Consider the following 25,556-nt stretch of genomic DNA (forward strand, 5'->3'; position numbering starts at 1 on the left):
TTAGTAAGGCTTATTTTTATGGGGAACAGTTGAGCATTGTCTATGCAGGCTGTCAATTGGTTCAGCAATCCAGCCAGGGAGCGTTGCGGGCGAAATAATTCTGCAAATAAGCAATGAGGATCTGACTGCGTCTGGGTAGGTAACGGGTTTGTGGATAAACCGCAAAAATGCCGAGTTCATTTTCATGCATATAGTCACGCAGGATAACCTGTAGCTGACCCGACTGTACTGCCTGATAACAGATAAAATCTGGGGAGTAAATGATGCCTTGCCCGGCAATAGCTGCATCACAGAGAAAATTGCCATTATTGGCCGAAAGTTTCCCTTGCAAATGTAAGCTTATCGGACCGCCATCCTGCTGAAACTGCCAGCTTTCAGAGGTATTCCGATAATGCAGAACCGTGTGATTGTTGGTGAGATCGGTTGGGATGACGGGAGTACCATGATAGGCCAGGTATTCGGGACTGGCACATACCACAAGACGGGTAGAAGACAGTTTTTTGGCAATCAACGTCGAATCTTCAAGCCTGGATATTCGTATTGCTAAATCAAAGCCATCTGCAATCAGGTCCACCAATCGATCATTAAAATCAATCGACATTTCAATTAATGGGTGGATTAGCTGAAACTCCTGTAAAGCGGGTCCCAAATGCATCAGACCGAATGATACAGGAGCAGAAATCCGCAATTTGCCACTGAGTTCTGCCTCAATATCAGAGATCTGTGCTTCAGCTTCTGCGATATCATCCAGCAGCCTTAAACAATGTTGATAATAACGATGCCCGGCTTCAGTGAGTGTCTGTCGTCGGGTTGTGCGTTGCAGCAAGGTAACATTCAACCGCTTTTCCAAATCCTTCAGCCGACGGCTTACTGCTGACTTGGCTGTATCCAGTTGTTCAGCAGCAAGACTGATACTGCCAGCTTCCACAATCCGTTTAAAGGTTTGCATATCTTCGATTTGGTTCACTGAGCGATTCCTTTATTGTTCTTATTTTGTAAACAATAATTTCTTTATAGCATTCTTTATCAAAATTTCAAGAACTATAAAATGGCACCGTACTTACTTAATAAAGGAATTAACAACATGTTTAGCAATATTAGCGATCTGGCAGGACGAATTTTTCTTTCCGTGCTGTTTCTCACGGCAGGTTTGAGCAAGCTTGGTGCTGGTTATGAAGGCACTGCTCAATATATGAGTGCGATGGGCATCTCATCAGCATTATTACCGTTGGTGATTGCCACCGAAATCCTTGGTGCAATCGCCATTATTGTTGGATTTCAGACTCGCATAGTGGCTTTCTTACTGGCAGGCTTTTCCATTTTATCAGCCTTGTTTTTCCATCTTGATTTTGCCGATCAGATGCAAAGCATTTTGTTTATGAAAAACATCGCTATTGCCGGTGGTTTTTTAGTATTGGTGAGTCAAGGTGCGAAACGCTTTTCTATTGATGCGGCTTTTGCTGCACGTAACAGAGGAATTTAATGATGACACAATTAAACGTATTACATATTAATGCCAGCAGCCGTTATGACGGTTCATTAACCCGGGCGGTTTCAACACAATTGACAGAGATTTTAGCTGGTCAGAATTCGATTACACTGCAACAACGTGATGTGGCAACCGGCTTACCGTTTATTGATGAAAACTGGATCAATGCCAACTTTACTGACCCGGCAGATCGCAGTGAGTCACAAAAAAATGTTCTGGCATTGTCAGACCAGTTGATTAACGAAGTCAAAGCGGCAGATGTGATTGTGATGGCTGTGCCTATTTATAACTTTGGCATACCGGCAGCATTGAAAGCCTGGATAGATATGGTCGCCAGAGCCCGTGAAACCTTTCGTTATACGGAAAATGGTCCAGTCGGATTACTGGAAAATAAAAAGGTTTATCTGGTAATGGCTTCGGGTGGCGTACCACTGGAAAGTGAAGTGGATTTTGCCAGCAATTATTTGAAATTTTTCATGCAGTTTATTGGTATTACCGATGTCACACTGGTCAATGCCAACCAATATTTTGAACAGCCGGACAGCAGCGATAAATTGGCTGCATTGATCGCGGCGTAAGGAGGCCATCATGGCACAACAACGTGAAGTGAAAAAATGGATCCGGGGTCAGATGACCTCGGATGGGGCAGGGGTTACCTTAAGACGCTTAATTGCCTCACATGAAATCGATATGCTGGATCCGTTTTTATTATTTGATGCGTTTGGCAGTGATAAACCGGAAGACTATATTGCCGGTTTCCCACCGCATCCACATCGTGGTTTTGAGACGGTAACCTATATGTTAGCTGGCAAGATGCGCCATGAAGACAGCGCTGGTAATGCCGGGGTTATTGAAACGGGGGGCGTGCAGTGGATGACTGCAGGACGCGGTATTATTCACTCAGAAAAACCTGAGCAGGAGGCTGGTTTGTTAGCAGGTTTCCAGTTATGGGTTAATCTGCCCGCTGAACAGAAAATGATGGCACCGCGTTATCAGGAAAAAGCGGCCAGTGAGATCGCGATTGAAACCCGTGAAGACGGTTTAACGGTGAAAGTTGTTGCTGGTGAAACCATCAATGGCACCAAAGGCGTAATTGATAACAGCTTTGTCGAGCCGGTGTATTTTGTAATTGATGCGCCTGCCGGCAGTGTGTTTGAAGACAATATACCTGCAACGCATAACGCGTTTATTTATGTGGCAGCAGGTCGCGTCAGTATTGGTGAAAAACCGACTTCCATCGGTGCCTCACAACTGGCGGTATTAAAAGAAGGCGATTCAGTAAAAGTTGAAGCAGAGCAGGACAGTACTTTTATTGTTGTAGCCGGAAAACCAATTAACGAACCGGTTGAGCGGGCGGGTCCCTTTGTGATGAACACCCGTGCCGAGCTGGAACAGGCCTTTGCTGATTATCGCAGCGGTCAATTTGTTGCTTAATCCCAAAGACCAACGGACCTTCGCCTCCAAAGCTTAATCTTTGGAGGCTTTTTTATAATCATCAAAACGCAATTTGGCCTCGCAGTTGAACAGCCTGAATGTCAAAGTCCGACTGTCCGGTTTTTTTGATTTGTGCATGATTGTAATTGGCCATCAGTCGAATATTCTGATTGGCATACCAGTTTAATCCCAGTGTCCATATCTGTCCTTGATCACCTGCTGCAGGATTTATAACGGCATCGTTATTTCCGGCCAAATCAATTTCCGAAAAACGTAATGCCAATTCCCAGGCTCCGTAACCGCCTTCAGTTGCGTTCAACGTTGGCTTAATTCCATTGATGCGGCCGGTATTACTATCATATCCACGACTTTCGCCGGTTAAGCTGTATGTGCCGAACAGATACCAGCCAGATAATCTGCTTTGCCGCGGTTGATGTTTTAGCTGCTGTTGAAAGTATTCCGATTGAATGGACCATGGCCCTTGTATATATGCGGCTTCAAGCCCATAGGTGTTGCTGTGCTTAACTTGTTGAAAGCGCGACTGAACAGGGGCTGAGGTGATCAGACTGATTTCCGGCGAAGCAGTAAGCAGCTGTTCGGCATAATCGCGGGAAAGATGGTCATCTGATGATTTGTGGTATTGCTGGTGACTAAAAGAACTGCCTAAATGCAGGTGTTGTTCATTTATTGAAACCGGCGCAAAACTTATTCGTGTGGCGTAGCCATAATCTTCATTTTTACCACGATTATTGGCACTGACTCCATCAAGCCAACTTGCCGCTGACCATGACCAGTTATTGCCAGCGTGACTAATGCTGATGCCATTTTGACGGTTAACACTGAACATATTGCTGGCAATACTCCGTTCCATAAATGTGATGTTGCCAATGCCGGTTAACAATTCAAGACCACTGGGCATTTTATGCCGACCAACAATCAGACGACGATTACTCCAACCGTCATAGCCTATAAACAGATCGGTGGCATTGACGGTGTTACCGGCAAAATCAAATTCGCTTTTGTACAGCCAGTCAGTGAATACCTTGCCTTGAATACCAAGTCGGGCATTACGGATTCTGGAACCGTTACCGGCCAAATTACGATCATCCTCAATAGCGGCATAATCAGTATGCAGTCGCCCACCAATTTGACTGCTAAACGCTCTATCTGTGGAGTTAAACCGTAATCCATGTTCATCAAGTTGAATACGTTGTTCGCTGACTTTTACAGAAGTTGGTGAGCCGACCTCTTGTTGTCGTAACGCTTGAAGTTGCTGGTAATGCTGTTCAGTCAAAGTGCCTTGGTCAAAAAGTAGCTTAAGTAATTCATCCATTGTATCTGCTTGAACCGGCTGCATCAGCAGGCTGAACAGGCTGCCTAACATGAATGAATTAGCAGTAATTTTCATTTTCTTTCCTCGTCTATTACCAATATTTACCAAATTAAAAGTGGTGGGGTGTCGGAGGCAGTATAGGAAAGCGAAAAGCTGTTCATCAGATGTTAATGTTCGGTGCAGTTTGTGTTCATTTTCTCTCAAGTTTAGGTTCATGCTGCCCCGATATGATGGAACTCCCTAAAACAGAAAACTGAGGAAAGAAATGCTGAACAAACCATCCATGTTTTTAATTGCATCGGTAATACTAGGTATGACGAGCACCGCACAGGCTGAGATTGCTAAATCCTGTGTGTTACCTACAGAAGAGCAGGTGGCGCAGTTGTTTGAGCGCTGGAATGCATCGTTAGCGACTGGAGAACCGGCGCAAGTAGCGGCTAATTATCAAAATAATGCGGTGTTGCTGCCAACAGTCTCAAATGAAATGCGTACCGATACGGCGAGTATTGAAGCTTATTTTGTTGATTTTTTAACTAAAAAACCTGTCGGGGAAATCAACCAACGAGTGATTACCACCAGCTGTAATCAGGCTTCGGATGTCGGAATTTACACTTTTAGCTTTGCTGACAATTCTCAGGTTCAGGCCCGTTATAGTTATATCTATGATTATGTTGATGGAGAATGGTTGATTCGTCACCATCATTCTTCAGCAATGCCAGAATAAATTAACCAAGATTGCCGGACAGATGAAAATCTGTCCGGCTTAATTTTGTGCCAGGCAGTAACCCACACCTCGCAAGGTTTTGATGTATTTGGTATCAAACGGCTCATCAATTTTACGGCGCAATCTTCTAATATAAACATCCACCACGTTGGTAAGCGGATCTTCATTCGCATCCCAGACATTGGTCAGGATCCGTTCTCGGCTGAAAACCTTTTCCGGTGACGCCATTAACAATTCCAATAGACGGAATTCCTTAGCCGTCAGCTCCAAGCTCACACCTTTACATCTGACCTGCATGGTATCCAAATCCATTTCGAGATCGGCATATTGCAGTAGACGTGATTGCATATCGCTGTTTGCACGATTCGCCAGTGATTCAATGCGAGCCAGCAGCTCCTCAAACGCAAATGGCTTGGTGAGGTAATCATCTGCACCATTTCGCAAGCCTTCAATACGATGGTTTACCTCACCCATGGCCGATAGCATCAGAATTTTGACCGGTAATTTTTGTGCCCGAATCAGCTGGCAAATTTCCAGTCCGGTTTTATTGGGCAGCATACGATCTAAAATCATGACCCGTGGCTGGTATTCCATCACGGCATGCAAAACATGATCTCCATCATGGACCACGGAAACAAAATAACCCTCTGCTTTGAGACCCCGGTACAGAAAATCAGCAACTTTTTGGTCGTCTTCAACGATTAGAATATTCATCTCAGTTAGCTTTCCATAAGCGGTAGTTCGATGGTCGCTGATGTGCCAACATTCCGTTCACTTTCCAAATGAATTGAACCATGATGTGCTTCGACGATAAAGCGACACAAACTCAAACCGATTCCCAATCCATCAGGTCGCATTTGCCGGGCATTTTCAGCACGAAAATAACGATCAAAAATAAATGCAAGATCAGTTTCAGCAATACCAATACCTCTATCCTGAATATGGATGGTCAGATGTTCATCAAGGTTACATTCCAGCTTTATCGTTGATCCCGCTGGCGAATATTTAATCGCGTTATCTAATAAAATCAACACCGCTTGTTGCAACTTGTCTATATCGATATAAAGCTTGGCTTCACTGCTGAAATTGTCCGGATTGAAGTGTGTCAGCAGTTTTTTTGAATGGCCCGACAATAGCGTATCTGCTGCATTTTTTAATTTTAGCCAAAAGTCATTTATATCTACTGTTTTTAAGCGTAGCTGTAATTGCTGTTCACCGCGCACCAGCATTAACAGATCATCAATTCGATTAGATAAATCATTGGCGGTATCTACAATACGCAACAGACTTTCCTTGTATATCTGGGCTTCTTTGTCTTGTCCGCGCAGACAGATCTCAGCTTCACCACGAATCGCGGTGGCAGGCGTTCTCAGTTCGTGACTGACATCGGCCAGAAAACGTTTTTGTTGCTGTTCTGCGTGCTGAAGCTGTTCCAGTGCATGCTGTAATTGTCTGGTGCGTTCGGCAACTTCCTGTTCAACCAGTTTGGAGTGGTTCTCTTCCTTTTTAATCGCTTGTTCAAGACCGGCAGCCATTTGGTTAAAACTCCGGGATAACATGGTGAATTCAGAATGACCCTGTTCAGGCAGCCGATAATTCAGATTACCCTCGGCCAGCGCTGAGGTTCCATTTAATAACTGCTGGATGGGTTGGTATAAAGATCGCGATAACACAAGAGCCAATACGATGGCAGTGATACTGCCGAAAATTAACATGACGACTACCAGAAATTTGACATGTTTTAGGGCTTCAGCGGCGGCATATTCAGCTGTTGAGGATCGTTCACGTTGCAGATTGATGGCATTGGCTATGACATGTTTTAAATCCAATCCTTCAAGGTTATCAAAGGTTTCAATCAATAAACGCCATAATTCCGCTTCGGCCAGCGGTTGGGTTTCTTTCTCTTCCAGATTACGCTGCAACGCTTGGACATTGGTTTCGAGAATCGACAGCGTTTTCATCTGCTGACTAATTGCATTGAAGTCTTCGGGTGATTTTGCGAGTTTCTGATCCTGCAATAACAGCGTGTTGATGTTTGCCAGATGGTCATACATTTGCTGCAAATAATTATCCCGTTGATCAATGGGAGACTCTTTGGTTAATAGCGCCTGTGCCAGCCAGACTTTCAAGCGTTGTTTATCAGCCCCCAATGCAATAAATTCATTGAGCATTTGATTGGCAACGCGACCCCGTTCAAGATGGTAACTCGCTACACCTGATACCCACACGGCAAGACTGGCCTGTAACAGGGTAATTACCAGCAACAGAAAAAAAGCCAGATAAAGTCGATTACGAAACAAAAAGCTCACTCCTGATAAAGTATGTATCTGTTATGGGATCCTAGTTTAACCTGAAGAGTCGTCAGTACCTCAATTTAAGCCAGCAATATCACTATATAGTGGTGAATGTTCAATACAGAAAGTGCCAACAAAACGGTTATCTGGGGTGTCTATCAATATGGCATGTACCGTTCTACAGTAAGGTCTGCTATGCAAATAAAAACCTTTGTTTCGTTTAGTTTAATCGCATTGATGGTGATGGCAGTTCTGGGTTTTAAAGTAATGAATTCGCGGGACTTTCAGTTGTTTGGAAAAATTGTCAGCCAAGTGACAACCGATGACAGAGTGGTTGCATTAACCTTGGATGATGGACCGTCAATTCAATATACCGATGAGGTATTAAAAATCCTCAATGAGTATGATGTGAAAGCTACGTTTTTTGTTGTCGGTCAGGAAACCCATCGATTCAAAGAGCAGGCAAAAAGTATCGTTCAACATGGTCATGAACTGGGTAACCATTCATACACTCATCCACGAATGGTTTTTAAAACACTTTCGACTATTCGTCAGGAAATTGAAAAAACCGATGAAGCCATTCGTGCCGTGGGGTATCAGGGAGACATTCATTTTCGTGCCCCATACACCAAAAAATTACTGATTTTGCCTTGGTATCTCGCCAGTACCAACCGTCTTAATATTTCGTGGAGTGTCGGGCCTGATTCCAGAAAAAACTCCAAACTACCAAAAGATCCAAATACGATGACGCAATATGTGCTGGAGAATATTCAACCCGGCTCAATCATCCTATTGCATGTGATGTATGAAAACGGGGAAGCGTCACGTCAAGCATTGCCGATGATTATTGAGGCTGTCAAAGCAAAAGGTTACCGGTTTGTCACCATATCTGAATTGCTACAACACGATTGAAATAAGCGATCAGTCGTTTAGCATCATTATTTATGAGAGGATATCACCTTTAATATTTATGGGTTTACGATGAATATATCTGTGTTATTCGATTACTGGATCATCACCATTGCCGCATTGTTTGTCATTGTGAATCCACTTACTACGGCGTTTATGTTTGTATCACTGCTGCCACGCACCACGGAATCGACACGTAAAGCCATAGCTAAACGATCCAGTCTGATTGCGACAGCGGTATTTTTTGTCTTTGCCTTACTCGGCGGTCTGATTTTTAAAATCTTTGGCATTACCATCGAAGCCTTTCGCATCGCCGGCGGCCTGATTTTATTTGGTATTGCCATGAGCATGATCCGTAAGGGGCTGGATGAAGGTGAAACCAGCAATGCTTCTGATCCCGGAAATGACGGCAAGATTGCCAGAGATATTTCAGTGATTCCGCTGGCTATCCCATTTATGAGCGGACCGGGTGCCATTGCGACGGTGATGATTTTAACCAGTGAAGCGCCATCAACCGGACATTTAATCCTGGTATTTCTGGCGATTATTCTAACGACAGGATCCTGTTATCTGGCCATGGTGTATTCACATTTTCTGGTACGTTATCTCGGCGAAACCGGAAAGGAGATTGTGACTCGAATTTTCGGCATTATCCTCTCAGTAATAGCGGTACAGTTTGTCATTAATGGTGTGTTGGAAATTTACGCTACCTTGTAATTAATATAATCGGAGTCCGACCTTAACGATCTTGTCGCCATCGACTTCATTTACCACCCAGTGAATGCCATGCCAGTCCACATCGTCACCCACTACGGGATGACCACCGACTCGACGAGCAATAAAATCACCTACAGTCATGCCGTGTTGAGCAGAGCTGATAACCAGTCCATATGCCTTGGCGACATCTTCCAGTGAGGCATCACCGCGAATATTGAAAGATCCGAAAAACGCTTCTTTTTGCTTGAGTTTGGAATGGCCGCTAAAGATCTGATTGAGTGCATCCAGATCGTCATTACGACTAATCACACAAATCGTGTCGTTAAGCTTGAGTTCTGTACTTCCCTTTGGATGCAACATCACATGATCACGAAACAAAGCTGAAATCAGCGTACCTGATGGGAAACGTATCAATCGAATCGGTTGACCATCCAATTGTTCGTTCTCAATACGATAAACAAACAACTCATAATCATTTTCCGGCAATATTCCCAACGCACCGCGATGGTTTGGTGTGATACCCACCGGAATTTCAACGCGCATCCATCGTGCCATCAACGACAGTGTGCTGCCTTGAATTAACAATGACAGTAATACCACCACAAAGGCGACGTTGAAATATAAAGATGCATTCTCGACACCACCAATCACCGGAAAGATAGCCAATACAATAGGTACTGCACCGCGTAATCCCACCCAGGAGATAAAGCCGACTTCGCGCCAGCGGAAGCGAAAAAAGGGTTTGACCGACAGTAATACTGCAAGTGGTCTGGCAACAAAAATCAATGCCAATGCAATCACCAAAGCGGGCAGGGCGTATTCCAGCAATTCACTTGGATTCACTAACAATCCCAGGATTAAAAATAAACCAATTTGGCTTAGCCAGGCCAGACCATCGTGTACCGGGAGAATAAAGTTTAAATGCCGTCCGGGCCGATTACCAATCATCAAACCACAAAGATAAATCGCTAAAAAGCCACTGCCGCCAACCGCTCCGGTAAGACCAAATACACTAAAACCAAGCGCCAGTGCCAACAGGGCATAGAGCCCAGGTGCCAGATCCAGCCAGCTGAGTAATCTGGCAATTAACCAGCCGCCGCCAATGCCAATAATAAGACCAAAGCCAAATTGCTGAACAAAAAACAAAATGGTCTCGAGTGGGGTACCGATTTCACCAACCAATATTTCTACCAGCATAATGGTCAGGAAAATAGCCATTGGGTCGTTGGTACCAGATTCGATCTCCAACGTGGCACCAACACGCTCATTAAGGTTAATACCACGACCACTGAGCATGGAAAAGACTGCTGCCGCATCGGTAGAACCCACGATGGCACCGATCAATAATCCTTCAAATAAACTCAGATCAAACACCCACATGGACAGTAAACCGACACTGCCACTGGTCAGTAACACACCTAATGTCGCAAGAGAAATCGCCGGTTTGAAGCCTACCCGAAAGGTTTTAAGCCTTGTGCGTAAACCACCATCGAGCAGAATCATAGCAAGTGCGAGATGACCTATCAGAAATGCCATGGAGTAATCATTAAACTCAATGCCTAAAATACCCTCGTCTCCAGCAAGCATGCCTAATGCTAGAAAGATGATTAATAATGGCAGGCCAAATTTTGAGGAGAGGCGGCTACCAAGAATGCTTAGCGTGATAAGCAGGCCACCGAGTAGAAAAAGAGTATTGATAAAATCCATGTTAAACCCTGAACAATTGTAGGGATGATTATTGCATACCCGTAGCGTTTCTGGACCTTATATTGGGGTAATGAATATTTTTTCCATTTTTTATAAACTAAAAAACGGGACATAAAAAAACCGGCAAAAGCCGGTTTTTTTATCAAACGAAAAGTTACTTATGCTTGTTTGAGAAATGGATAATCAATATAACCTTTTGCATCGCCACCATAAAAACTGTTGGAATCCGGCTCGTTAAGTGCAGCATTTATAGCAAACCGTTCAGGTAAATCCGGATTGGCAATAAATAATTTTCCAAAGGAAATCAGGTCGACTTTGCCTTGTTGAAGCGCTTTATTTCCGGAATCCTGATTATATTCACTATTCGTCATATATAGACCATCCCATAAATCACGCAATATGCTGATATCAAATGCTGGGCCGGCTATTCCGGGGGCTTCTGCGCCCATCTCGGTAATGTGCAAATAACCCAGACCAAATTCATTAAGTGATTTGACCATATAGCTGAAAGTCGCTTCAGGATTGGAATCATATAAGTCATTAAAAGGCTGTAATGGTGACAGGCGAATACCAACTTTTTTAGGAGCCCAAATTTCGCAGACCGCAGCAGTAACTTCCATAATCAAACGAGCACGGTTTTCAAGACTGCCGCCATATTGGTCTTCCCGTTTGTTAGTACCATCACGTAAAAATTGATCCAGCAGATAGCCATTAGCTGCATGAATTTCGACACCATCAAAACCCGCCTCAACAGCACAACATGCTGCGTGACGATATTGTTCAATAATTCGCGGAATATCTGAGATTTCTATGGTGTGTGGTGTTTCATATGGCTGCATGCCCTGGTAGGTATTTACATCTCCTGCAGGTTTAATCGCAGAGGGGGCGAGCGGTTTCATACCATTTGGCAACATCGAGCTATGGGAAACCCGGCCGCAATGCCACAACTGGACAAAAATCAGACCATCTTCTTTGTGCACTGCATCGGTTACTTTACGCCATCCAACAATTTGTTCTTCTGAGTGAATGCCGGGCGTCATCGGATAACCCAAGGCATCATCAGCAATTTGTGAGCCTTCACTGATGATTAAACCGGCAGAAGCACGTTGCTGATAATAGGTTGCATTCATTTCTGTCGGGACTAAGCCTTCGCCGGCTCTATTGCGGGTTAATGGCGCCATTACTATTCGGTTTTTTAATGTCAGATCACCGATTTTGATAGGTGACAGTAAATTAATATCTGGCGATTGATTCATCAAAGACCTTTATGGATGGAAGAGAAAAGTAGCGCCATTAAAACAGTGAAAATGCATCAATTAAACGCGGCAAGTTTAAGTGGATAGCGTTATTAATAACCTGTTTTAAAAGCAAAATTTAACGACAGTCGATTTGTGAAATCACAAAATATAGAGCACCGAGATCGACATAAAATTATTGCTGCTCAGATTTGGCTTTTTGTTTGGCTTCGAGCTGGGATTTGATGAATTCCAGTTTTTCCGGCACGGCATCGCAACTATCCGCCGGGCTACCGCATCGTGAGCAATTTAATGCGAACCATGCCGCATCAATCACTTCACTGCGGATTTCTTCTTCTACCTGATTGGCAGTGCCCACCATAGATCGAGCACGTGTTTGAATATATCCATGTTGATTTTTGCACTGCATCACATCAATCGGCTGCTTGAAGTCGTATTGTTGATGCAATTCCAGCCCTACCTGGTATTGGTAAAGCATTTCCTGATAAACCAGCTTTAGCGGATCGCCAGTACCAAGTTGGGAAATAGCCCCCGCATTTGCTAATAGCGGTGTACAAAAAAGCAGCAAAATTAATTTTAGTTTCATAGTTGTGTCCAGGAATAATTCCCATGTTAATCACAGCTTAATCCAATTTTAAACAGTGTGCATCGGCAAATTCCCTACAGTTAAACTGACAAGCAAATGCGATGTAGAATGTAAATTAGCAATTGTAAGGTGAACGCAACGTGAACAGAGGACAGTCAATGGTGACCAGTGAATTGAGAGTCGTTGCTCCAACAACAGAAAGCATCTATTTTGCTATTGGTATCAGCCATGCAGGACACGTGCTTGTTGCAGAGTCTGCCAGTGGAATTTGTGCTGTGTATTTGGGTAAATCTCCCAAAGAGATGATGGCAAGTCTGCAGCATCAATTTTCGGATGCAAAATGTATGGATGGTGGAAATGGGGTCAAGAATACCCTTTCTAAGGTAATTGAAAAGATTCACAATCCGCAGAAAAACATTGATTTTAAGCTGGATCAACGCGGCACGGCATTCCAACAACAAGTCTGGCAAGCCTTGCGTGATATCCCCACTGGGACAACGGTTTGCTATAGCGATATTGCTGAGAAACTGCAAAATCCTGGTGCAGTGAGAGCCATTGCCAGTGCCTGTGGAGCGAATAATATCGCTGTTATCATTCCGTGCCATCGGGTGATTCGCAAGGATGGTTCGCTTTCCGGATATCGCTGGGGTGTTGAGATTAAAAAAGCCCTGCTGCGTCGTGAGAGCATGACTCTGACAAAATGAACACAGCGGATTTATTTGCTGATGCAAATCCACCTCAATGTGAACAGATCCTGCCGGATGTGTTTCTGTTAAGAAGCTTTGCTTTGGAAGCTGCACCTCAATTACTCAAAACGCTTGAAGTTATTTCAGCACAGTCGCCTTTTCGCAAGATGCTGACACCGGGCGGTTTCTCTATGTCGGCTGCGATCACAAATTGTGGTGATGTGGGATGGCATAGTGACAGGCAGGGTTATCGTTACAGTGAAATAGATCCGCAAACTCAAAACGCCTGGCCAGCAATGCCAGCAAGTTTTGAAAAGCTTGCCAAAAATGCAGCAGCCCTGGCTGGCTTTGAAGCTTTAAATGCCGATGTCTGTTTGATCAATCGTTATGAGGTGGGAGCTAAAATGGGCTTGCATCAGGATAGGGATGAAAAAGATTTTTCTCAGCCAATAGTGTCGGTTTCACTGGGTTTGCCTATCGTGTTTCAGTTTGGCGGTCCAAAAAGAAATGATCCTGTTCAGCGAATTCCATTACATCACGGTGATGTAATTGTCTGGGGCAGGGCGGCACGACGTTATTACCATGGTGTATTAACGTTAAAGCCCGGCCAACATCCCTTGACCGGGCCATATCGTTATAACCTGACCTTTCGACGGGCCAGATAACTCAGCTTAAGCCAACTTTACGAACCAGTTCCATGGTGCGCATGCTGTAACCCCATTCATTGTCATACCAGGCATAAATTTTCACCTGTGTTTCATTAGTCACCATGGTCGACAGCGCATCAATAATGCTGGAACGCGGATCGCCACGATAATCACTGGAAACCAATGGCTTTTCTTCAAAGCCCAAAATACCGGTTAATTCATTTTCTGCTGCCGCTTTTAATAATGCATTAACTTCCTCAACCGAGGTTGCCCGCTCAACTTCAAACACACAATCAGTTAATGAAGCATTGGCTAACGGCACACGTACTGCGTGGCCATTTAAACGGCCTTTGAGTTCAGGAAAAATCTCGGTAATGGCGGTGGCACTGCCAGTTGTTGTCGGTATCAAATTCGTACCTGACATACGAGCACGGCGAAGATCCTTATGTGGCGTATCCATAATTGACTGAGTGTTAGTCAAATCATGAATCGTGGTAATCATGCCGTGTTTGATGCCCAGAGCTTGATGAATAACTTTAACCACAGGAGCCAGGCAGTTAGTAGTACAGGAGGCGGCAGTCACAATTTGATGCGTATCGGCATCATATAAGTCATCGTTCACACCCATCACCACGTTTAAAATACCAGCCTGTTTGACCGGTGCCGTCACTACCACGCGTTTTACACCTTGATCCAGGTAGGCCTGCAACACTGCGCTATCACGCATTTTGCCGGATGCTTCTATCACCACATCACAAGCTGACCAGTCGGTGTCATCGATGACTTTATTCGCTGTTATCACAAGAGTTTTATCGCCAACCGTAATGGTATTGCCATTGGCTTCAGCGTGGTGAGCCCAGCGGCCATGCACCGAATCAAAATTTAATAGATGCGCGTGGGTTTCGGCATCACCTGCGGGATCATTTAATTGTACAAACTCAATTTCCGGCCAGTCCCATGCAGCCCGTAAACACAAACGTCCAATCCGGCCAAAACCGTTGATACCTACTTTGATTGTCATGATAAATTCTCTTTATTAGGAAACCAATGCCGCGTACGGTTGGCGAAATAAACTAATGTCAGCATCACTGGCACTTCCACCAATACACCAACTACCGTCGCCAGCGCAGCACCTGAATGCAGTCCAAATAATGAAATGGCAACCGCAACGGCCATTTCAAAAAAGTTTGAGGTACCGATTAAACATGCTGGTGCAGCAACATCATGCTGCAGACGCATTCTGACAGCTGCAAGGTATCCCAAAGCAAAAATCCCATAAGTTTGAATTAACAGAGGGATAGCAATCAGCACGATAATAAAAGGTTGTTGCAGAATGGTTTCAGCCTGAAAACCAAACAGTAAAATGACCGTTGCCAGTAACCCCATAATTGACCAGGGTTTGATATGACTTAAAAAACTGTTAAGGGCTGGTAAACCTTTGGATTTGATAATATGTTGGCGTGTAAAAAAGCCTGCTATTAGTGGTAATAATACATATAACACCACTGAGATCAGCAAGGTTTCCCAAGGTACCGTTAAGTCGGTAATACCAAGTAAAAATGCTGCTATCGGCGCAAAAGCAAAAATCATGATGATGTCATTGAGTGACACTTGAACCAAGGTGTAATTGGCATCGCCTTTGACCAGTTGGCTCCAGACAAACACCATTGCCGTACAAGGTGCCACACCGAGTAAAATCATGCCGGCAATATATTCATCAGCCGATTGTGGATCGACCCAGCCGGCAAAAAATACTTTAAAAAATAACCAGCCTAATGCGGCCATAGTGAATGGTTTGATCAGCCAGTTAATGACCAGCGTTAACCAGATGCCTTGGGGACGTTTGCCGACATCTTTAATGGCTGTGAAATCCACCTGCACCATCATCGGATAAATCATTAACCAGATAAAGATCGCAATCAGCAGATTCACATGAGCAAATTCAAGATCGGCAATCAGATTGAATATGTCCGGAAACAGATTGCCGAAAAACATGCCAACCAGAATGCTCAGTCCAACCCAAACAGATAAATAACGTTCAAATATGCCCATCAGTTCATGGCTCCAATACGTTTTAATTCAGCACTAAGTTCAGCGATGTCCAGTTCTGCCAACGGTAATGCCAACAAAGCAGCACAGCGCGATTCAAGCAGTTGAATTAAGCCATCAAAACATTGATCTCGCTCGATTGGATCGGCAATTTTGGAAGCATCGGACAAACTCCAATGTCCTTTGACGGCTTTGCCGAACCAAACAGGGCAGCTCTCACCAGCAGCCTGATCGCAGACAGTGATCACAATATCAGGATGATAGTCACTCAACGCTTCACAGGATTTGCTGGACAAATCATCAATGTTGTAACCATGTTCAGTTAGCTTGATTAATGTTTGTGGAAACACTTTTCCGGCTGGCTGACTACCTGCACTGGCAACAATGTAGTTATCACCGGCTAACTGTCGGCAAATGGCTTCAGCCAAAATACTGCGACAGGCGTTATGAGTGCAAAGAAATAACAGTTTGAGAGGTGTGGTGGTCATAACATATGTTTATCCATATATTTCGATTTAAAATTTTTAGCAGCAATTACCCAAGCGCTGTAACTTCGCTAAGTCATCTCTAAAAAAATTTGGCTTACTTTGATGGGCTGCATCAATGGATTGTGTCGCCCATACGGGCAGTTCAGGATTGAGCCGGTAATAAACCCATTGGCCCTGGCGTCGATCCAGCAACAGACCGTTTTGTCTGAGTAAGGCCAGATGACGTGATATTTTTGGCTGACTTATCTGTAAAGCCGATATCAGTTCACAGACACATAGTTCGTTTTGGTCAACGATTAGCAATACCAGACGCAGACGTGTTTCGTCAGCCAGACATTTATAAAAATTCAGTAAATCCATAACCAGTATATTCGGAAATTCATATATATGAAAAATCATATATGAAAACTGCTTTATGTCAATCTACTAATTGCCAGCTATCTTCACCAATTTGAAAAATATCACCGGCAACCATTTGTTTACGCTTGCGTGTTTCTACTACGCCATTGACCTTAACCTGACCCTCAGCAATGATACTTTTCGCTTCGGCGCCACTGTTGGCGATGCCTTCAAATTTGAGAATTTTGAACAATTCGACCGGGCTTTTTGTGATATGCACGGTAGTGATTTCTTTGGACATTTAGGGATCCTGTTATTTAGTGAAAAACAATCTATGGGTCACGTTTTAGCAATATGAATAGCTCTACAATCAACTCACTCGAAAATGGCTTGATGGAAGGAAACTTAGCCATGAAATATCAACAGACCCTTGTAAAGCTGCTGCAATTTTCAATTGTGCTGGTAATGTTATACCCGCTCTATTATGTGTGGGAAACCGATAAGATTAAATCTGCCTGCCAGCAAATCAAACCCGGTATGTCCTATAACGATACCGTATCAAACCTGAAGGATGCCGGACTCGGCTTTAGCAGAATGAGTGGCGCTCAAGCTCCGGGTGAAAAATGGTTGGGACTGGTTGAGTCTCACGCTTCTTTTAGCGGTTATGCCTGTGAGATAAGAGGCTTTGGTAATCAGATTGCGGGAGTCAGAATGGTGAAAGGTAAACAAATTGCTCCCTGAAACCGACAGTTTCAGGGAGCAAAAACATCAGCTGGCAACGTAATTAATCAGAATACCTGCTGCAACTGCCGAGCCAATAACACCGGCCACATTCGGCCCCATAGCGTGCATTAACAGGAAGTTATGTTTATCCGCTTCCAATCCCAGTTTATTTGAAACCCGCGCTGCCATCGGCACAGCGGAGACACCTGCGGAACCAATCAATGGATTAATCGGCTCCTTGGTCAATTTGTTCAGGATTTTCGCCATAATGACACCTGATGCGGTACCAATCGAAAAGGCCACCATACCTAATACCAAAATACCCAGAGTCATGTGATTCAAAAAGCTATCGGCACTTAATCGTGAACCAACAGCTAAGCCAAGGAAAATCGTAACAGTGTTAATTAATGAGTTCTGCGTAGTGTTGCTCAGACGATCCACCACCGCACATTCTTTCATCAAATTACCAAAACAGAACATTCCCAGTAACGGAGCCGCATCAGGCAGGAACAGGGCAACCAGAATCAGCAATACCAACGGGAAGACAATTTTTTCACGTTGTGAAACATGTCTTTGCTGATGCATACGGATCTTGCGTTCTTTTTCGTTGGTCAGCGCACGCATGATAGGAGGTTGGATTAACGGCACCAGGGCCATGTAGGAATACGATGCAACAGCAATCGCACCCAATAATTCCGGAGCAAGCTTACTGGCAACATATATTGACGTCGGACCATCAGCCCCGCCAATGATACCTATAGCTGCAGCATCAGCGAGGCTAAAATCAAAAATACCGAAGGTCGAGAGTAAAACCGCACCCATCAGTGTCGCAAAAATACCAAACTGTGCTGCTGCACCCAGAAACAGGGTTTTTGGATTAGCCAATAACGGACCGAAGTCTGTCATTGCACCTACACCCATGAAGATTATCAATGGGAAAGCACCACTGGCGATACCAACGGTATAAAACAAATCTAAAATACCACCAGCTTCTGCTAATCCAGCTCCTGGAATATTGGCCAATACCCCACCAAAGCCGATGGGTACCAAAAGTAACGGTTCAAAATTTTTCTTGATAGCCAGATAGAGCAACAACATACCGATCAGGATCATCACAGCCTGACCCAGCTGCATTTGATAAAAACCAGTGGCTTCCCATAGATGCAATAACTTATCCATTCGACTAACCCTTAAGCGATTGAAACCAGTGCGTCGCCAACTTTGACGGTATCACCAGGTTTTACATTGATAGCAGTCACAGTACCGGCATGTTCTGCCACGATCTGTGTTTCCATTTTCATCGCTTCAAGGATGAGTATCACATCACCTTCATTCACGGCTTGACCTTGAGCTACCATGATTTTCCATATATTGCCGGATAATGGTGCTTTGACCACTGCACCTTCATTGGCTGCAGGTTGGGGAGCGGCTTGAACCATTTGAGGTGCTTGTGAGCTGTCGATCTGACTGATATCACCACCTTCGTTGACTTCAACTACATACTGTTGGCCATTAACGGTGATGGTGTACGTTTCAGGTGCGCCAGCTGCTTTAGCTGGAGCAGTTGATGCGTGAGTTGCTTCAGCTGTTGGCAACGGCTCAAAAGCGTCCGGGTTGCCACGATTTTTAAGGAATTTAATGGCTGTCTGGTTAAACAGGGCAAAGGTCAATACATCATCAATCTGTCTTTCACCTTCTTCCAGTTTGAAGTCATCTTGATCTGCCAGTGAAACCAACTCAGCGGTCAGTTTATCCATTTCATCTTCGAGCAGATCGGCTGGTCTGCAAGTGATGGCTTCTTCACCATTCAAAACGCGTTTTTGCAGCTCAGTATTAAATGGGGCAGGTGCTGAACCATACTCTCCACGTAAGATACCTTGCGTTTCTTCTGTGATGGATTTATAGCGCTCGCCGGTCAACACGTTGATGACAGCCTGAGTACCAACAATTTGCGAAGTCGGGGTCACCAATGGAATAAAGCCGAGATCTTCACGCACCCGCGGAATTTCATGCAGCACTTCATCCATACGATCCAGTGCATTTTGTTCACGCAACTGGCTTTCCATATTGGTCAGCATACCGCCTGGAACCTGTGCCACAAGGATTCGTGAATCAACTCCACGTAAGCTGCCCTCAAACTTGGCATATTTTTTCCGAATTTCGCGAAAATAAGCGGCAATTTCTTCGAGTAATTCGATATTTAAACCGGTGTCGCGATCAGTATCTTCAAAGATGGAAACCACCGATTCAGTCGCAGAATGGCCATAGGTCATCGACATGGAAGAGATTGCGGTATCTACATTATCTATACCGGCTTCAACGCATTTCATAATGGTTGCTGTCGACAAGCCAGTCGTAGCATGAGATTGCATATGTATTGGGATATCAATGGTTTGCTTAAGACTTTTAACAAGTTCATAAGCTTTGTAAGGCTTAAGCAAACCAGCCATATCTTTGATACATAAAGAATGTGCGCCCATATCTTCGATGCGTTTTGCCATGTCTAGCCACATCTGTAAATCATGAACCGGGCTGATGGTATAGGCCATGGTGCCTTGTGCGTGTTTATCATTTTCTAACACGGCTTTAATGGCGACTTCGAGATTGCGTGGATCATTCATCGCATCAAAGACGCGGAATACATCAACGCCATTAATACAGGCTCTTTCCACAAACTTACGTACCACATCATCAGCATAATGACGATAACCGAGCAAATTCTGGCCACGCAGCAGCATTTGTTGGGGTGTATTCGGCATAGCCGCTTTCAAGCTGCGAATACGGTGCCAGGGATCTTCACCAAGATAACGAATACAGGCGTCAAACGTTGCGCCGCCCCAGCTTTCAACTGACCAGAAGCCGACTTGATCTAGTTTGTCGGCAATCGGCAGCATGTCATCTAAACGCAGTCGTGTCGCAAATAATGATTGATGAGCATCACGGAGAACAACATCGGTGATGCCAAGAGTTTTTTTTGCTTCGGTCATATTCTGGCCTTGTGATTAAACTTAGTTGTATGGTGACTTGGCGTCACTTGTTTTTTTTATTTCGGTATTTATGTACGGCGCTGGATAAAACCGTGAGTAGTGCGTGATCTTGGGAGGGTTGAGATGAGTTTTTGTTATTGGTAGTAGGTTGACCGAGTACGGCAGTTGGAGCTGGTATGCCATCAGCGGGGAGGACGCCGACACTCTTTTCGTAGCGGGTAATTATCCACGACATCAGTGTGGTCACAAGAACTAACACGGTCAGAAATACAAATACAAAACCCATGCCGGTCAGCATGAGCGTGAATCCTTCTGACATAAGGGTGGTGTCTTCCATCAGTTTGCCTCTAATTGATTTGGGTCGTTAAAAGCTTGAAACGTATTCAACTGTAAACAGCCGCGTAGTATAGCATTGTTGATTTAACTCACATATTTCCTTTACGCATAAGGCCTCATTTGACCCAGAGTAACAGGGCAAAAGCCATATTGAAAACAGCTTGTGTTTTAAGAATTTGAGCGGTAAAACACTGTAAAAGGATGGCCTGTAAACCGCAGTGGGTGTACAGAGTTTAATCAGTGTATTTATGGAAAAAGGCTGAGACTTATGGAGCACCACGTCCCCCTTATCAGCACAATTGCTGCCGGCTTTGCTCTGGCACTGGTGTTGGGCTTTATTGCTGAAAAAATTAATATCCCGGCTTTGGTGGGGTATTTGCTGGCCGGTATTATTATCGGTCCCAGCACCCCCGGTTTTCATGCTGATGTCGATATCGCCATTCAATTATCAGAAATTGGTGTGATGTTGTTGATGTTCGGCGTGGGTTTGCATTTCTCGCTCAAGGACTTGATGGCCGTTAAGCGTATTGCACTTCCGGGTGCCATTGTGCAAATGTCTATTGCCACTTTACTTGGCACCATGCTTGCCATGAGTTGGGGATGGACCTTTGGTGAGGGATTGGTGCTGGGGCTGTCATTATCCTGTGCCAGTACGGTGGTGTTGTTAAAAGCTCTGGAGTCCCAAGGCTTACTGGAAACAATAAACGGGCGTATTGCGGTTGGTTGGCTGATTGTCGAAGACTTAGCCACAGTTTTAATGTTGGTATTACTTCCGGCATTGGCAGGGATTTTAGGCTCCAGCGAAACAGGCGTTTCAGATGCGCCACTGTGGCAAACGATCAGTCAAATACTGTTACAGGTCACAGCATTTGTCGCGGTGATGTTAATTGTCGGTCGTCGACTTTTTCCATGGATCCTTTGGCAGGTAGCAGGAACCGGCTCTCGTGAATTATTTACTTTGGCAACTATCACCGCCGCCATCAGCATCGCTTACGGTGCGGCTTTACTATTCAGCGTGTCGTTTGCCTTAGGCGCTTTTTTTGCTGGCATGATGATGCGTGAGTCGGAATTCAGTCATCGGGCAGCGCAGGAGTCATTACCATTACGTGATGCATTCTCGGTGTTGTTTTTCGTGGCTGTCGGTATGTTGTTTGACCCGACGATTCTGATTGATGAACCACTGCATGTTTTGGCTGTGGTCGGTATTATCATCATCGGTAAATCCATGGCAGCAATGGCGATAACCTTGGCGTTTCGTTATCCGCTAAATACAGCATTAACGGTGGCAGCCAGTCTGGCACAAATTGGTGAGTTCTCTTTTATTCTTGCCGGTTTAGGACTGACTCTTGGGTTATTACCTCAAGAGGGAATGAACCTGGTTTTGGCCGGGGCTATTATTTCGATAGCATTGAATCCATTGTTATTCTCGGTGGTGAATCCACTGCGTAAATGGATATTGATGCGTTCATTTCTGGCCCGCAGGCTCGAACGTCGACAGGAGCCATTTGCGGAATTGCCGATGTCTACGGAGAGTAAATTTCTTAAAGGACAAGTGGTACTGGTCGGATTTGGTCGGGTTGGCAGTCGGGTTGCAGAAGCACTGAAGGCTCGGGATATTCCATTTGTGGTTGCAGAACAAAACCGCGAACAGGTCAAAGCATTACGTAAACAAGGTATAGCCGCTGTTGCCGGTAATGCAGCCGAACCCGCAGTATTAATTCAGGCACATATTGCAAATGCTGCCATGCTGGTTATTGCGACACCTGATCCGGTTGATGTAAGACAAATGGCTGATACCGCGCGCAAATTAAATCCGGGTATCGAAATTGTATTGCGAACCTACAACGCAGCCGAAGCACAATTGCTGACTAAAGATGGTATTGGTAAAGTTTTTTTCAGTGAAGATGAACTGGCGAAAAGTATTACCAGTCACATTACAACACGTTTTTCTCCGAAAAATAATGAACACTGACTCCTAACTGGAGCCTGAATTAAGAGGTCTGGATGACACCTGGAAAAGATGATTTTTGGTTCCTACCGCTGGGAGGCTGCGGTGAAATCGGTATGAACCTGAATGTATATGGACATAACGGGCGCTGGTTAATTGTTGATTGTGGGGTTACTTTTCAAGCGGAAGTCGATGAGTTTGGTGAACCGATTAATAGCCAAAACCCACCGATTCAGATGGCCGATCCGCAATTTCTGATTGACCGTCGTCAACAGTTAGATGGTCTTATCATTACTCACGCTCACGAAGATCATATTGGCGCCGTGCCCTATCTTTGGGAATATTTCCGCTGTCCGGTGTATACCACCGCATTTACCGCCGAAATGCTACGCCGTAAATTAGTCGAGCAGGGTATTGCTGACAAAGTACCGGTAATCATCGTCGAAGCGGATGCCAAACGACAGATCGGCGTATTTCATGTTGAATGGCTACGCCTGACACATTCTATTCCAGAACCTTATGCATTATTAATCAGCACGCCGGTTGCTAAGGTATTTCATACCGCAGACTGGAAGCTTGATAAAGCCCCAGTGGTTGGTAAGACCTACGATGCCAGCGCGTTTCAAAAGCTGGCTGAATATCAGGTTGATGCGATGGTTTGTGACTCCACCAATGCCAATGTTCAGGGCTGGTCCGAATCAGAAGCCAATCTATACAAAGGCCTGAAATTTCATGTTGAACATGCCAAGGGCAGAGTAGTGGTCGCCTGTTTTGGCAGTAATATTGCTCGTTTGCATACTTTGGCAAGAATTGCTGAAGAAACCGGCCGACACTTAGGTTTACTCGGCCGCTCGTTAATCAATACAGTATCGGCTGCCAAAAATGTAGGTTTGTGGACCAGTGTGAAAACATCTGTAGATTCAGCACACTTGGGTTACCTGCCAGCACACACTGTTCTATTGGTAGCAACCGGCAGCCAGGGCGAGCCTCGTACGGCATTAAATCGCCTGAGCCAGAACAGTTTTCGTGATTTGCAATTATCGCCTGGTGATACCGTTATTTTCAGTTCTAAAGTCATTCCCGGTAATGAATTAGCAATAAGCACATTGATAGAACGGCTTAAAGCCATGCAAGTAGACGTGATTGATATTGATAACAGTGCTTTACCGATACACGCCTCGGGACATCCCGCCAGTGAAGAGCTGAAAACCATGTATCAATGGGTACAACCACAATGCGCTATCCCGGTTCATGGTGAATTGATGCATATGAAAGCGAATGCCAAAATTGCCAAGGCGAGTGGTGTCAGACAGCAGTTACTGGGACAGAACGGTGATTTATTTTATATTGCCCCGGTAAACGGTATTCGCCGTGGAGCAGTTAAAACCGGAAGGTGGGGTTTGTTTGATCGAAAGCTGCTGAAAAAATTGTGAAGTCAGGCTTTCGCATCAAATGCGGGGCCACGACGTTCTGAAGAAACCCGTCTTTCAATCAACGTTTTTTGTTTACGTTTACGACGTTCACGACGTTGCCGCCGTTCTTCCTGAATAGACGGCTGGGTTTTATCCGCAGTCGGTTGTCCAGGATTGACTGGTTGAGTGCTGTATGTGATCAAAAAATTGTTATGATAAATTCGTGATATATCCATTGTGTCGACCTAGCTTTACACGAGCTCACAAAACATATCGGCTAATTTGTTTATAACTTTAATTCTTTCATTAAGTTAACGTTGATATTAACTTTACGGATATAGAAAATAAATGAAAGATTCCCTAAAAATTGGTTTGGCTTTGGGTAGTGGTGCTGCGCGTGGCTGGGCACATATAGGCGTGATAAATTCACTGGTAAACGCTGGAATTAAGCCCGATGTGGTGGTAGGGACATCTATCGGGGCCTTAGTCGGCGCAGCTTATGTCAGTCATAAATTACCGGAATTGCAACAGCGATTACTTAAACTGACCAAACTTGAAACGGCTCGTTTTTTTAAAATTGGCTTTCCATTCAATGGCGTGGTCAACAAAGATAAACTGCATGAGTTTTTAAATCTGTATGTTGCAGAAGAAACATTATTAATTGAATCGTTAGCTCAGCGCTATGCCAGTGTGGCAACAGATCTTCATTCAGGTCAGGAGGTTTGGAATACTGAAGGAAAATTGCTGGAAGCTGTCTGGTCATCTATCTCTCTGCCAGGGCTGTTTCCGGCGATAAAACATCATAATCGCTGGTTAATTGATGGCGGGCTGGTCAATCCTGTACCAGTTTCAGTCTGTCGTGCATTAGGTGCGGATATTGTGATTGCGGTCAATTTAAATGGCGATATTTTAGGCAAACACTTACATCAGAATCCTCCCATAGCTAAAAACGATCAAAGCTCCAGCTTGCTTGGCAATCGTATCAGTGAATTTATTACTAACTACGCTGGGAATTTTTTTGCTGAAGATAAAACAGTTAAAGAAGATGTGCCCGATATGTTTGCGGCAATCGCTGCATCGGTCAATATAACTCAGGATAGAATTACCCGCAGCCGCATGGCCGGAGATCCGCCAGATGTCGTATTGCAGCCACGTTTATCACAGATAGGTTTATTGGAGTTTTTCCGTGCAGCTGAAGCAATAGAGGCGGGCACACAAAGCGTAGAGAGAAACCTGGCAGAAATTCACTATGTGCTTCGCAACATGAAAGGCTGATTCATTTACATAGAATTTTAGCGGCGATAAAGAACCAACCTACATTTGCAACTGTCATGTCGTGAAGCTAAATTTGAGTAGAAATCTACTGACAGCAATTACATAAGCTGTCAGTCTGAGCAAAACAATAAACAAAAATAACGCACATCTACAGAGATATAGGCAAATAACGCATGAAAAATGGAAACGTGGGTATCAGTAAGCTCTGGTTCTGGCT

At 44.5% G+C, this 25,556-nt stretch carries 28 protein-coding genes; 12 read left to right on the plus strand and 16 right to left on the minus strand.

Features of this window, described 5'->3' with window-relative positions; genetic code table 11:
• Positions 1-61: 61 nt before the first annotated feature.
• Entirely contained in the window at positions 62-967 is a 906-nt protein-coding gene (locus Q7V21_RS04585; RefSeq protein WP_304916151.1) for a LysR family transcriptional regulator, read from the minus strand.
• A 117-nt stretch (positions 968-1,084) separates the two neighbouring features.
• On the opposite strand from Q7V21_RS04585, the gene Q7V21_RS04590 reads away from it, so the two are divergent.
• The 3 genes from Q7V21_RS04590 to Q7V21_RS04600 are packed head-to-tail and all read left to right on the plus strand — an operon-like array spanning position 1,085 to position 2,923.
• Positions 1,085-1,483, plus strand: coding sequence for a DoxX family protein (locus Q7V21_RS04590; protein WP_304916152.1), 399 nt, complete (start codon positions 1,085-1,087; stop codon positions 1,481-1,483).
• Complete coding sequence (locus Q7V21_RS04595; RefSeq protein WP_304916153.1) at positions 1,483-2,067, plus strand: FMN-dependent NADH-azoreductase; 585 nt, start codon at positions 1,483-1,485, stop codon at positions 2,065-2,067. Before Q7V21_RS04590 ends, Q7V21_RS04595 begins: the two co-directional genes overlap by 1 nt.
• 10 nt (positions 2,068-2,077) lie before the next feature.
• On the plus strand, positions 2,078-2,923 hold the full coding sequence (locus tag Q7V21_RS04600) for a pirin family protein (protein WP_304916154.1): 846 nt from the start codon (positions 2,078-2,080) through the stop codon (positions 2,921-2,923).
• A gap of 61 nt (positions 2,924-2,984) precedes the next feature.
• On the opposite strand, the gene Q7V21_RS04605 is transcribed toward Q7V21_RS04600, so the two are convergent.
• Positions 2,985-4,331, minus strand: coding sequence for an OprO/OprP family phosphate-selective porin (locus Q7V21_RS04605; RefSeq protein WP_304916155.1), 1,347 nt, complete (start codon positions 4,329-4,331; stop codon positions 2,985-2,987).
• Positions 4,332-4,521: 190 nt separating this feature from the next.
• Here Q7V21_RS04605 and Q7V21_RS04610 point away from each other — a divergent pair, with 190 nt between their 5' ends.
• On the plus strand, positions 4,522-4,980 hold the full coding sequence (locus tag Q7V21_RS04610; RefSeq protein WP_304916156.1) for an SgcJ/EcaC family oxidoreductase: 459 nt from the start codon (positions 4,522-4,524) through the stop codon (positions 4,978-4,980).
• 39 nt (positions 4,981-5,019) lie between these two features.
• Here the strand turns inward: Q7V21_RS04610 and Q7V21_RS04615 are convergent, their stop codons facing one another.
• Positions 5,020-5,694 (minus strand): response regulator transcription factor, encoded by a 675-nt coding sequence (locus Q7V21_RS04615; protein ID WP_304916157.1) that lies wholly within the window; start codon positions 5,692-5,694, stop codon positions 5,020-5,022.
• A 5-nt stretch (positions 5,695-5,699) separates the two neighbouring features.
• Entirely contained in the window at positions 5,700-7,280 is a 1,581-nt protein-coding gene (locus Q7V21_RS04620; RefSeq protein WP_304916158.1) for a cell wall metabolism sensor histidine kinase WalK, read from the minus strand.
• A 105-nt stretch (positions 7,281-7,385) separates the two neighbouring features.
• Here Q7V21_RS04620 and Q7V21_RS04625 point away from each other — a divergent pair, with 105 nt between their 5' ends.
• Entirely contained in the window at positions 7,386-8,186 is an 801-nt protein-coding gene (locus Q7V21_RS04625) for a polysaccharide deacetylase family protein (RefSeq protein ID WP_304916159.1), read from the plus strand.
• 69 nt (positions 8,187-8,255) lie between these two features.
• The gene (locus tag Q7V21_RS04630; protein ID WP_304916160.1) at positions 8,256-8,900 is read left to right on the plus strand and encodes a MarC family protein; all 645 of its coding nucleotides are present in this window, start codon (positions 8,256-8,258) and stop codon (positions 8,898-8,900) included.
• Here the strand turns inward: Q7V21_RS04630 and Q7V21_RS04635 are convergent, their stop codons facing one another.
• From Q7V21_RS04635 to Q7V21_RS04645, 3 genes are all read right to left on the minus strand, one after another.
• The gene (locus tag Q7V21_RS04635) at positions 8,901-10,607 is read right to left on the minus strand and encodes a potassium/proton antiporter (protein ID WP_304916161.1); all 1,707 of its coding nucleotides are present in this window, start codon (positions 10,605-10,607) and stop codon (positions 8,901-8,903) included.
• 158 nt (positions 10,608-10,765) lie between these two features.
• Complete coding sequence (locus Q7V21_RS04640) at positions 10,766-11,863, minus strand: alkene reductase (RefSeq protein WP_304916162.1); 1,098 nt, start codon at positions 11,861-11,863, stop codon at positions 10,766-10,768.
• Between the two features lie 175 nt (positions 11,864-12,038).
• Positions 12,039-12,449, minus strand: a complete 411-nt coding sequence (locus Q7V21_RS04645) for a hypothetical protein (RefSeq protein ID WP_304916163.1) — start codon at positions 12,447-12,449, stop codon at positions 12,039-12,041.
• Positions 12,450-12,589: 140 nt separating this feature from the next.
• On the opposite strand from Q7V21_RS04645, the gene Q7V21_RS04650 reads away from it, so the two are divergent.
• Both Q7V21_RS04650 and alkB read left to right on the plus strand, forming a co-directional pair.
• Positions 12,590-13,153 (plus strand): methylated-DNA--[protein]-cysteine S-methyltransferase, encoded by a 564-nt coding sequence (locus Q7V21_RS04650; RefSeq protein ID WP_304916164.1) that lies wholly within the window; start codon positions 12,590-12,592, stop codon positions 13,151-13,153.
• Positions 13,150-13,800 (plus strand): DNA oxidative demethylase AlkB, encoded by a 651-nt coding sequence (gene alkB, locus Q7V21_RS04655; RefSeq protein WP_304916165.1) that lies wholly within the window; start codon positions 13,150-13,152, stop codon positions 13,798-13,800. Before Q7V21_RS04650 ends, alkB begins: the two co-directional genes overlap by 4 nt.
• Before the next feature lies 1 nt (position 13,801).
• Here alkB and Q7V21_RS04660 read toward each other — a convergent pair whose 3' ends face one another.
• The 5 genes from Q7V21_RS04660 to Q7V21_RS04680 are packed head-to-tail and all read right to left on the minus strand — an operon-like array spanning position 13,802 to position 16,959.
• The gene (locus tag Q7V21_RS04660; protein ID WP_304916166.1) at positions 13,802-14,803 is read right to left on the minus strand and encodes an ArsJ-associated glyceraldehyde-3-phosphate dehydrogenase; all 1,002 of its coding nucleotides are present in this window, start codon (positions 14,801-14,803) and stop codon (positions 13,802-13,804) included.
• Positions 14,800-15,834, minus strand: coding sequence for an ACR3 family arsenite efflux transporter (arsB, locus tag Q7V21_RS04665; protein ID WP_304916167.1), 1,035 nt, complete (start codon positions 15,832-15,834; stop codon positions 14,800-14,802). Before arsB ends, Q7V21_RS04660 begins: the two co-directional genes overlap by 4 nt.
• The gene (locus tag Q7V21_RS04670) at positions 15,834-16,319 is read right to left on the minus strand and encodes an arsenate reductase ArsC (RefSeq protein ID WP_304916168.1); all 486 of its coding nucleotides are present in this window, start codon (positions 16,317-16,319) and stop codon (positions 15,834-15,836) included. Before Q7V21_RS04670 ends, arsB begins: the two co-directional genes overlap by 1 nt.
• A 36-nt stretch (positions 16,320-16,355) precedes the next feature.
• Positions 16,356-16,679: a metalloregulator ArsR/SmtB family transcription factor gene (locus tag Q7V21_RS04675; protein WP_304916169.1), complete on the minus strand. Its 324-nt coding sequence runs from the start codon at positions 16,677-16,679 to the stop codon at positions 16,356-16,358.
• A gap of 58 nt (positions 16,680-16,737) precedes the next feature.
• Complete coding sequence (locus Q7V21_RS04680; protein WP_370654044.1) at positions 16,738-16,959, minus strand: RNA-binding S4 domain-containing protein; 222 nt, start codon at positions 16,957-16,959, stop codon at positions 16,738-16,740.
• A 110-nt stretch (positions 16,960-17,069) separates the two neighbouring features.
• Here Q7V21_RS04680 and Q7V21_RS04685 point away from each other — a divergent pair, with 110 nt between their 5' ends.
• Positions 17,070-17,399 carry a hypothetical protein gene (locus tag Q7V21_RS04685; protein ID WP_304916170.1) on the plus strand — a complete coding sequence of 110 codons (330 nt, stop codon included), beginning with the start codon at positions 17,070-17,072 and terminating at the stop codon, positions 17,397-17,399.
• A gap of 27 nt (positions 17,400-17,426) precedes the next feature.
• Here the strand turns inward: Q7V21_RS04685 and Q7V21_RS04690 are convergent, their stop codons facing one another.
• Genes Q7V21_RS04690 through Q7V21_RS04700 form a run of 3 tightly spaced genes read right to left on the minus strand, consistent with a single transcriptional unit; the run spans position 17,427 to position 20,705 of the window.
• Complete coding sequence (locus Q7V21_RS04690) at positions 17,427-18,560, minus strand: sodium ion-translocating decarboxylase subunit beta (RefSeq protein ID WP_304916171.1); 1,134 nt, start codon at positions 18,558-18,560, stop codon at positions 17,427-17,429.
• Between the two features lie 11 nt (positions 18,561-18,571).
• Positions 18,572-20,368, minus strand: coding sequence for a sodium-extruding oxaloacetate decarboxylase subunit alpha (oadA, locus tag Q7V21_RS04695; RefSeq protein ID WP_304916172.1), 1,797 nt, complete (start codon positions 20,366-20,368; stop codon positions 18,572-18,574).
• Between the two features lie 43 nt (positions 20,369-20,411).
• Positions 20,412-20,705 (minus strand): OadG family protein, encoded by a 294-nt coding sequence (locus tag Q7V21_RS04700; RefSeq protein WP_304916173.1) that lies wholly within the window; start codon positions 20,703-20,705, stop codon positions 20,412-20,414.
• A gap of 267 nt (positions 20,706-20,972) precedes the next feature.
• Between Q7V21_RS04700 and ybaL the strand changes: the two genes are divergently transcribed.
• Both ybaL and Q7V21_RS04710 read left to right on the plus strand, forming a co-directional pair.
• On the plus strand, positions 20,973-22,676 hold the full coding sequence (gene ybaL, locus Q7V21_RS04705; RefSeq protein WP_304916174.1) for a YbaL family putative K(+) efflux transporter: 1,704 nt from the start codon (positions 20,973-20,975) through the stop codon (positions 22,674-22,676).
• A 32-nt stretch (positions 22,677-22,708) separates the two neighbouring features.
• Entirely contained in the window at positions 22,709-24,085 is a 1,377-nt protein-coding gene (locus tag Q7V21_RS04710) for a ribonuclease J (protein WP_069295275.1), read from the plus strand.
• Between the two features lie 2 nt (positions 24,086-24,087).
• On the opposite strand, the gene Q7V21_RS04715 is transcribed toward Q7V21_RS04710, so the two are convergent.
• The gene (locus Q7V21_RS04715; protein WP_136553116.1) at positions 24,088-24,300 is read right to left on the minus strand and encodes a hypothetical protein; all 213 of its coding nucleotides are present in this window, start codon (positions 24,298-24,300) and stop codon (positions 24,088-24,090) included.
• A gap of 112 nt (positions 24,301-24,412) precedes the next feature.
• Between Q7V21_RS04715 and Q7V21_RS04720 the strand changes: the two genes are divergently transcribed.
• Positions 24,413-25,339: a patatin-like phospholipase family protein gene (locus tag Q7V21_RS04720; protein ID WP_069295274.1), complete on the plus strand. Its 927-nt coding sequence runs from the start codon at positions 24,413-24,415 to the stop codon at positions 25,337-25,339.
• Positions 25,340-25,556: the final 217 nt, after the last annotated feature.

The sequence above is a fragment of the Methylophaga sp. genome (assembly GCF_030651745.1).

Bases quoted from the DNA above. Each gene is read 5' to 3' on its own strand.
- Q7V21_RS04590 (WP_304916152.1), top strand. From the start codon at position 1,085: ATGTTTAGCAATATTAGCGATCTGGCAGGACGAATTTTTCTTTCCGTG.
- Q7V21_RS04595 (WP_304916153.1), top strand. From the start codon at position 1,483: ATGATGACACAATTAAACGTATTACATATTAATGCCAGCAGCCGTTAT.
- Q7V21_RS04600 (WP_304916154.1), top strand. From the start codon at position 2,078: ATGGCACAACAACGTGAAGTGAAAAAATGGATCCGGGGTCAGATGACC.
- Q7V21_RS04605 (WP_304916155.1), bottom strand. From the start codon at position 4,331: ATGAAAATTACTGCTAATTCATTCATGTTAGGCAGCCTGTTCAGCCTG.
- Q7V21_RS04610 (WP_304916156.1), top strand. From the start codon at position 4,522: ATGCTGAACAAACCATCCATGTTTTTAATTGCATCGGTAATACTAGGT.
- Q7V21_RS04615 (WP_304916157.1), bottom strand. From the start codon at position 5,694: ATGAATATTCTAATCGTTGAAGACGACCAAAAAGTTGCTGATTTTCTG.
- Q7V21_RS04625 (WP_304916159.1), top strand. From the start codon at position 7,386: ATGTTCAATACAGAAAGTGCCAACAAAACGGTTATCTGGGGTGTCTAT.
- Q7V21_RS04630 (WP_304916160.1), top strand. From the start codon at position 8,256: ATGAATATATCTGTGTTATTCGATTACTGGATCATCACCATTGCCGCA.
- Q7V21_RS04635 (WP_304916161.1), bottom strand. From the start codon at position 10,607: ATGGATTTTATCAATACTCTTTTTCTACTCGGTGGCCTGCTTATCACG.
- Q7V21_RS04640 (WP_304916162.1), bottom strand. From the start codon at position 11,863: ATGAATCAATCGCCAGATATTAATTTACTGTCACCTATCAAAATCGGT.
- Q7V21_RS04645 (WP_304916163.1), bottom strand. From the start codon at position 12,449: ATGAAACTAAAATTAATTTTGCTGCTTTTTTGTACACCGCTATTAGCA.
- alkB (WP_304916165.1), top strand. From the start codon at position 13,150: ATGAACACAGCGGATTTATTTGCTGATGCAAATCCACCTCAATGTGAA.
- Q7V21_RS04660 (WP_304916166.1), bottom strand. From the start codon at position 14,803: ATGACAATCAAAGTAGGTATCAACGGTTTTGGCCGGATTGGACGTTTG.
- arsB (WP_304916167.1), bottom strand. From the start codon at position 15,834: ATGGGCATATTTGAACGTTATTTATCTGTTTGGGTTGGACTGAGCATT.
- Q7V21_RS04670 (WP_304916168.1), bottom strand. From the start codon at position 16,319: ATGACCACCACACCTCTCAAACTGTTATTTCTTTGCACTCATAACGCC.
- Q7V21_RS04675 (WP_304916169.1), bottom strand. From the start codon at position 16,679: ATGGATTTACTGAATTTTTATAAATGTCTGGCTGACGAAACACGTCTG.
- Q7V21_RS04680 (WP_370654044.1), bottom strand. From the start codon at position 16,959: ATGTCCAAAGAAATCACTACCGTGCATATCACAAAAAGCCCGGTCGAA.
- Q7V21_RS04685 (WP_304916170.1), top strand. From the start codon at position 17,070: ATGAAATATCAACAGACCCTTGTAAAGCTGCTGCAATTTTCAATTGTG.
- Q7V21_RS04690 (WP_304916171.1), bottom strand. From the start codon at position 18,560: ATGGATAAGTTATTGCATCTATGGGAAGCCACTGGTTTTTATCAAATG.
- oadA (WP_304916172.1), bottom strand. From the start codon at position 20,368: ATGACCGAAGCAAAAAAAACTCTTGGCATCACCGATGTTGTTCTCCGT.
- Q7V21_RS04700 (WP_304916173.1), bottom strand. From the start codon at position 20,705: ATGGAAGACACCACCCTTATGTCAGAAGGATTCACGCTCATGCTGACC.
- ybaL (WP_304916174.1), top strand. From the start codon at position 20,973: ATGGAGCACCACGTCCCCCTTATCAGCACAATTGCTGCCGGCTTTGCT.
- Q7V21_RS04710 (WP_069295275.1), top strand. From the start codon at position 22,709: ATGACACCTGGAAAAGATGATTTTTGGTTCCTACCGCTGGGAGGCTGC.
- Q7V21_RS04715 (WP_136553116.1), bottom strand. From the start codon at position 24,300: ATGGATATATCACGAATTTATCATAACAATTTTTTGATCACATACAGC.
- Q7V21_RS04720 (WP_069295274.1), top strand. From the start codon at position 24,413: ATGAAAGATTCCCTAAAAATTGGTTTGGCTTTGGGTAGTGGTGCTGCG.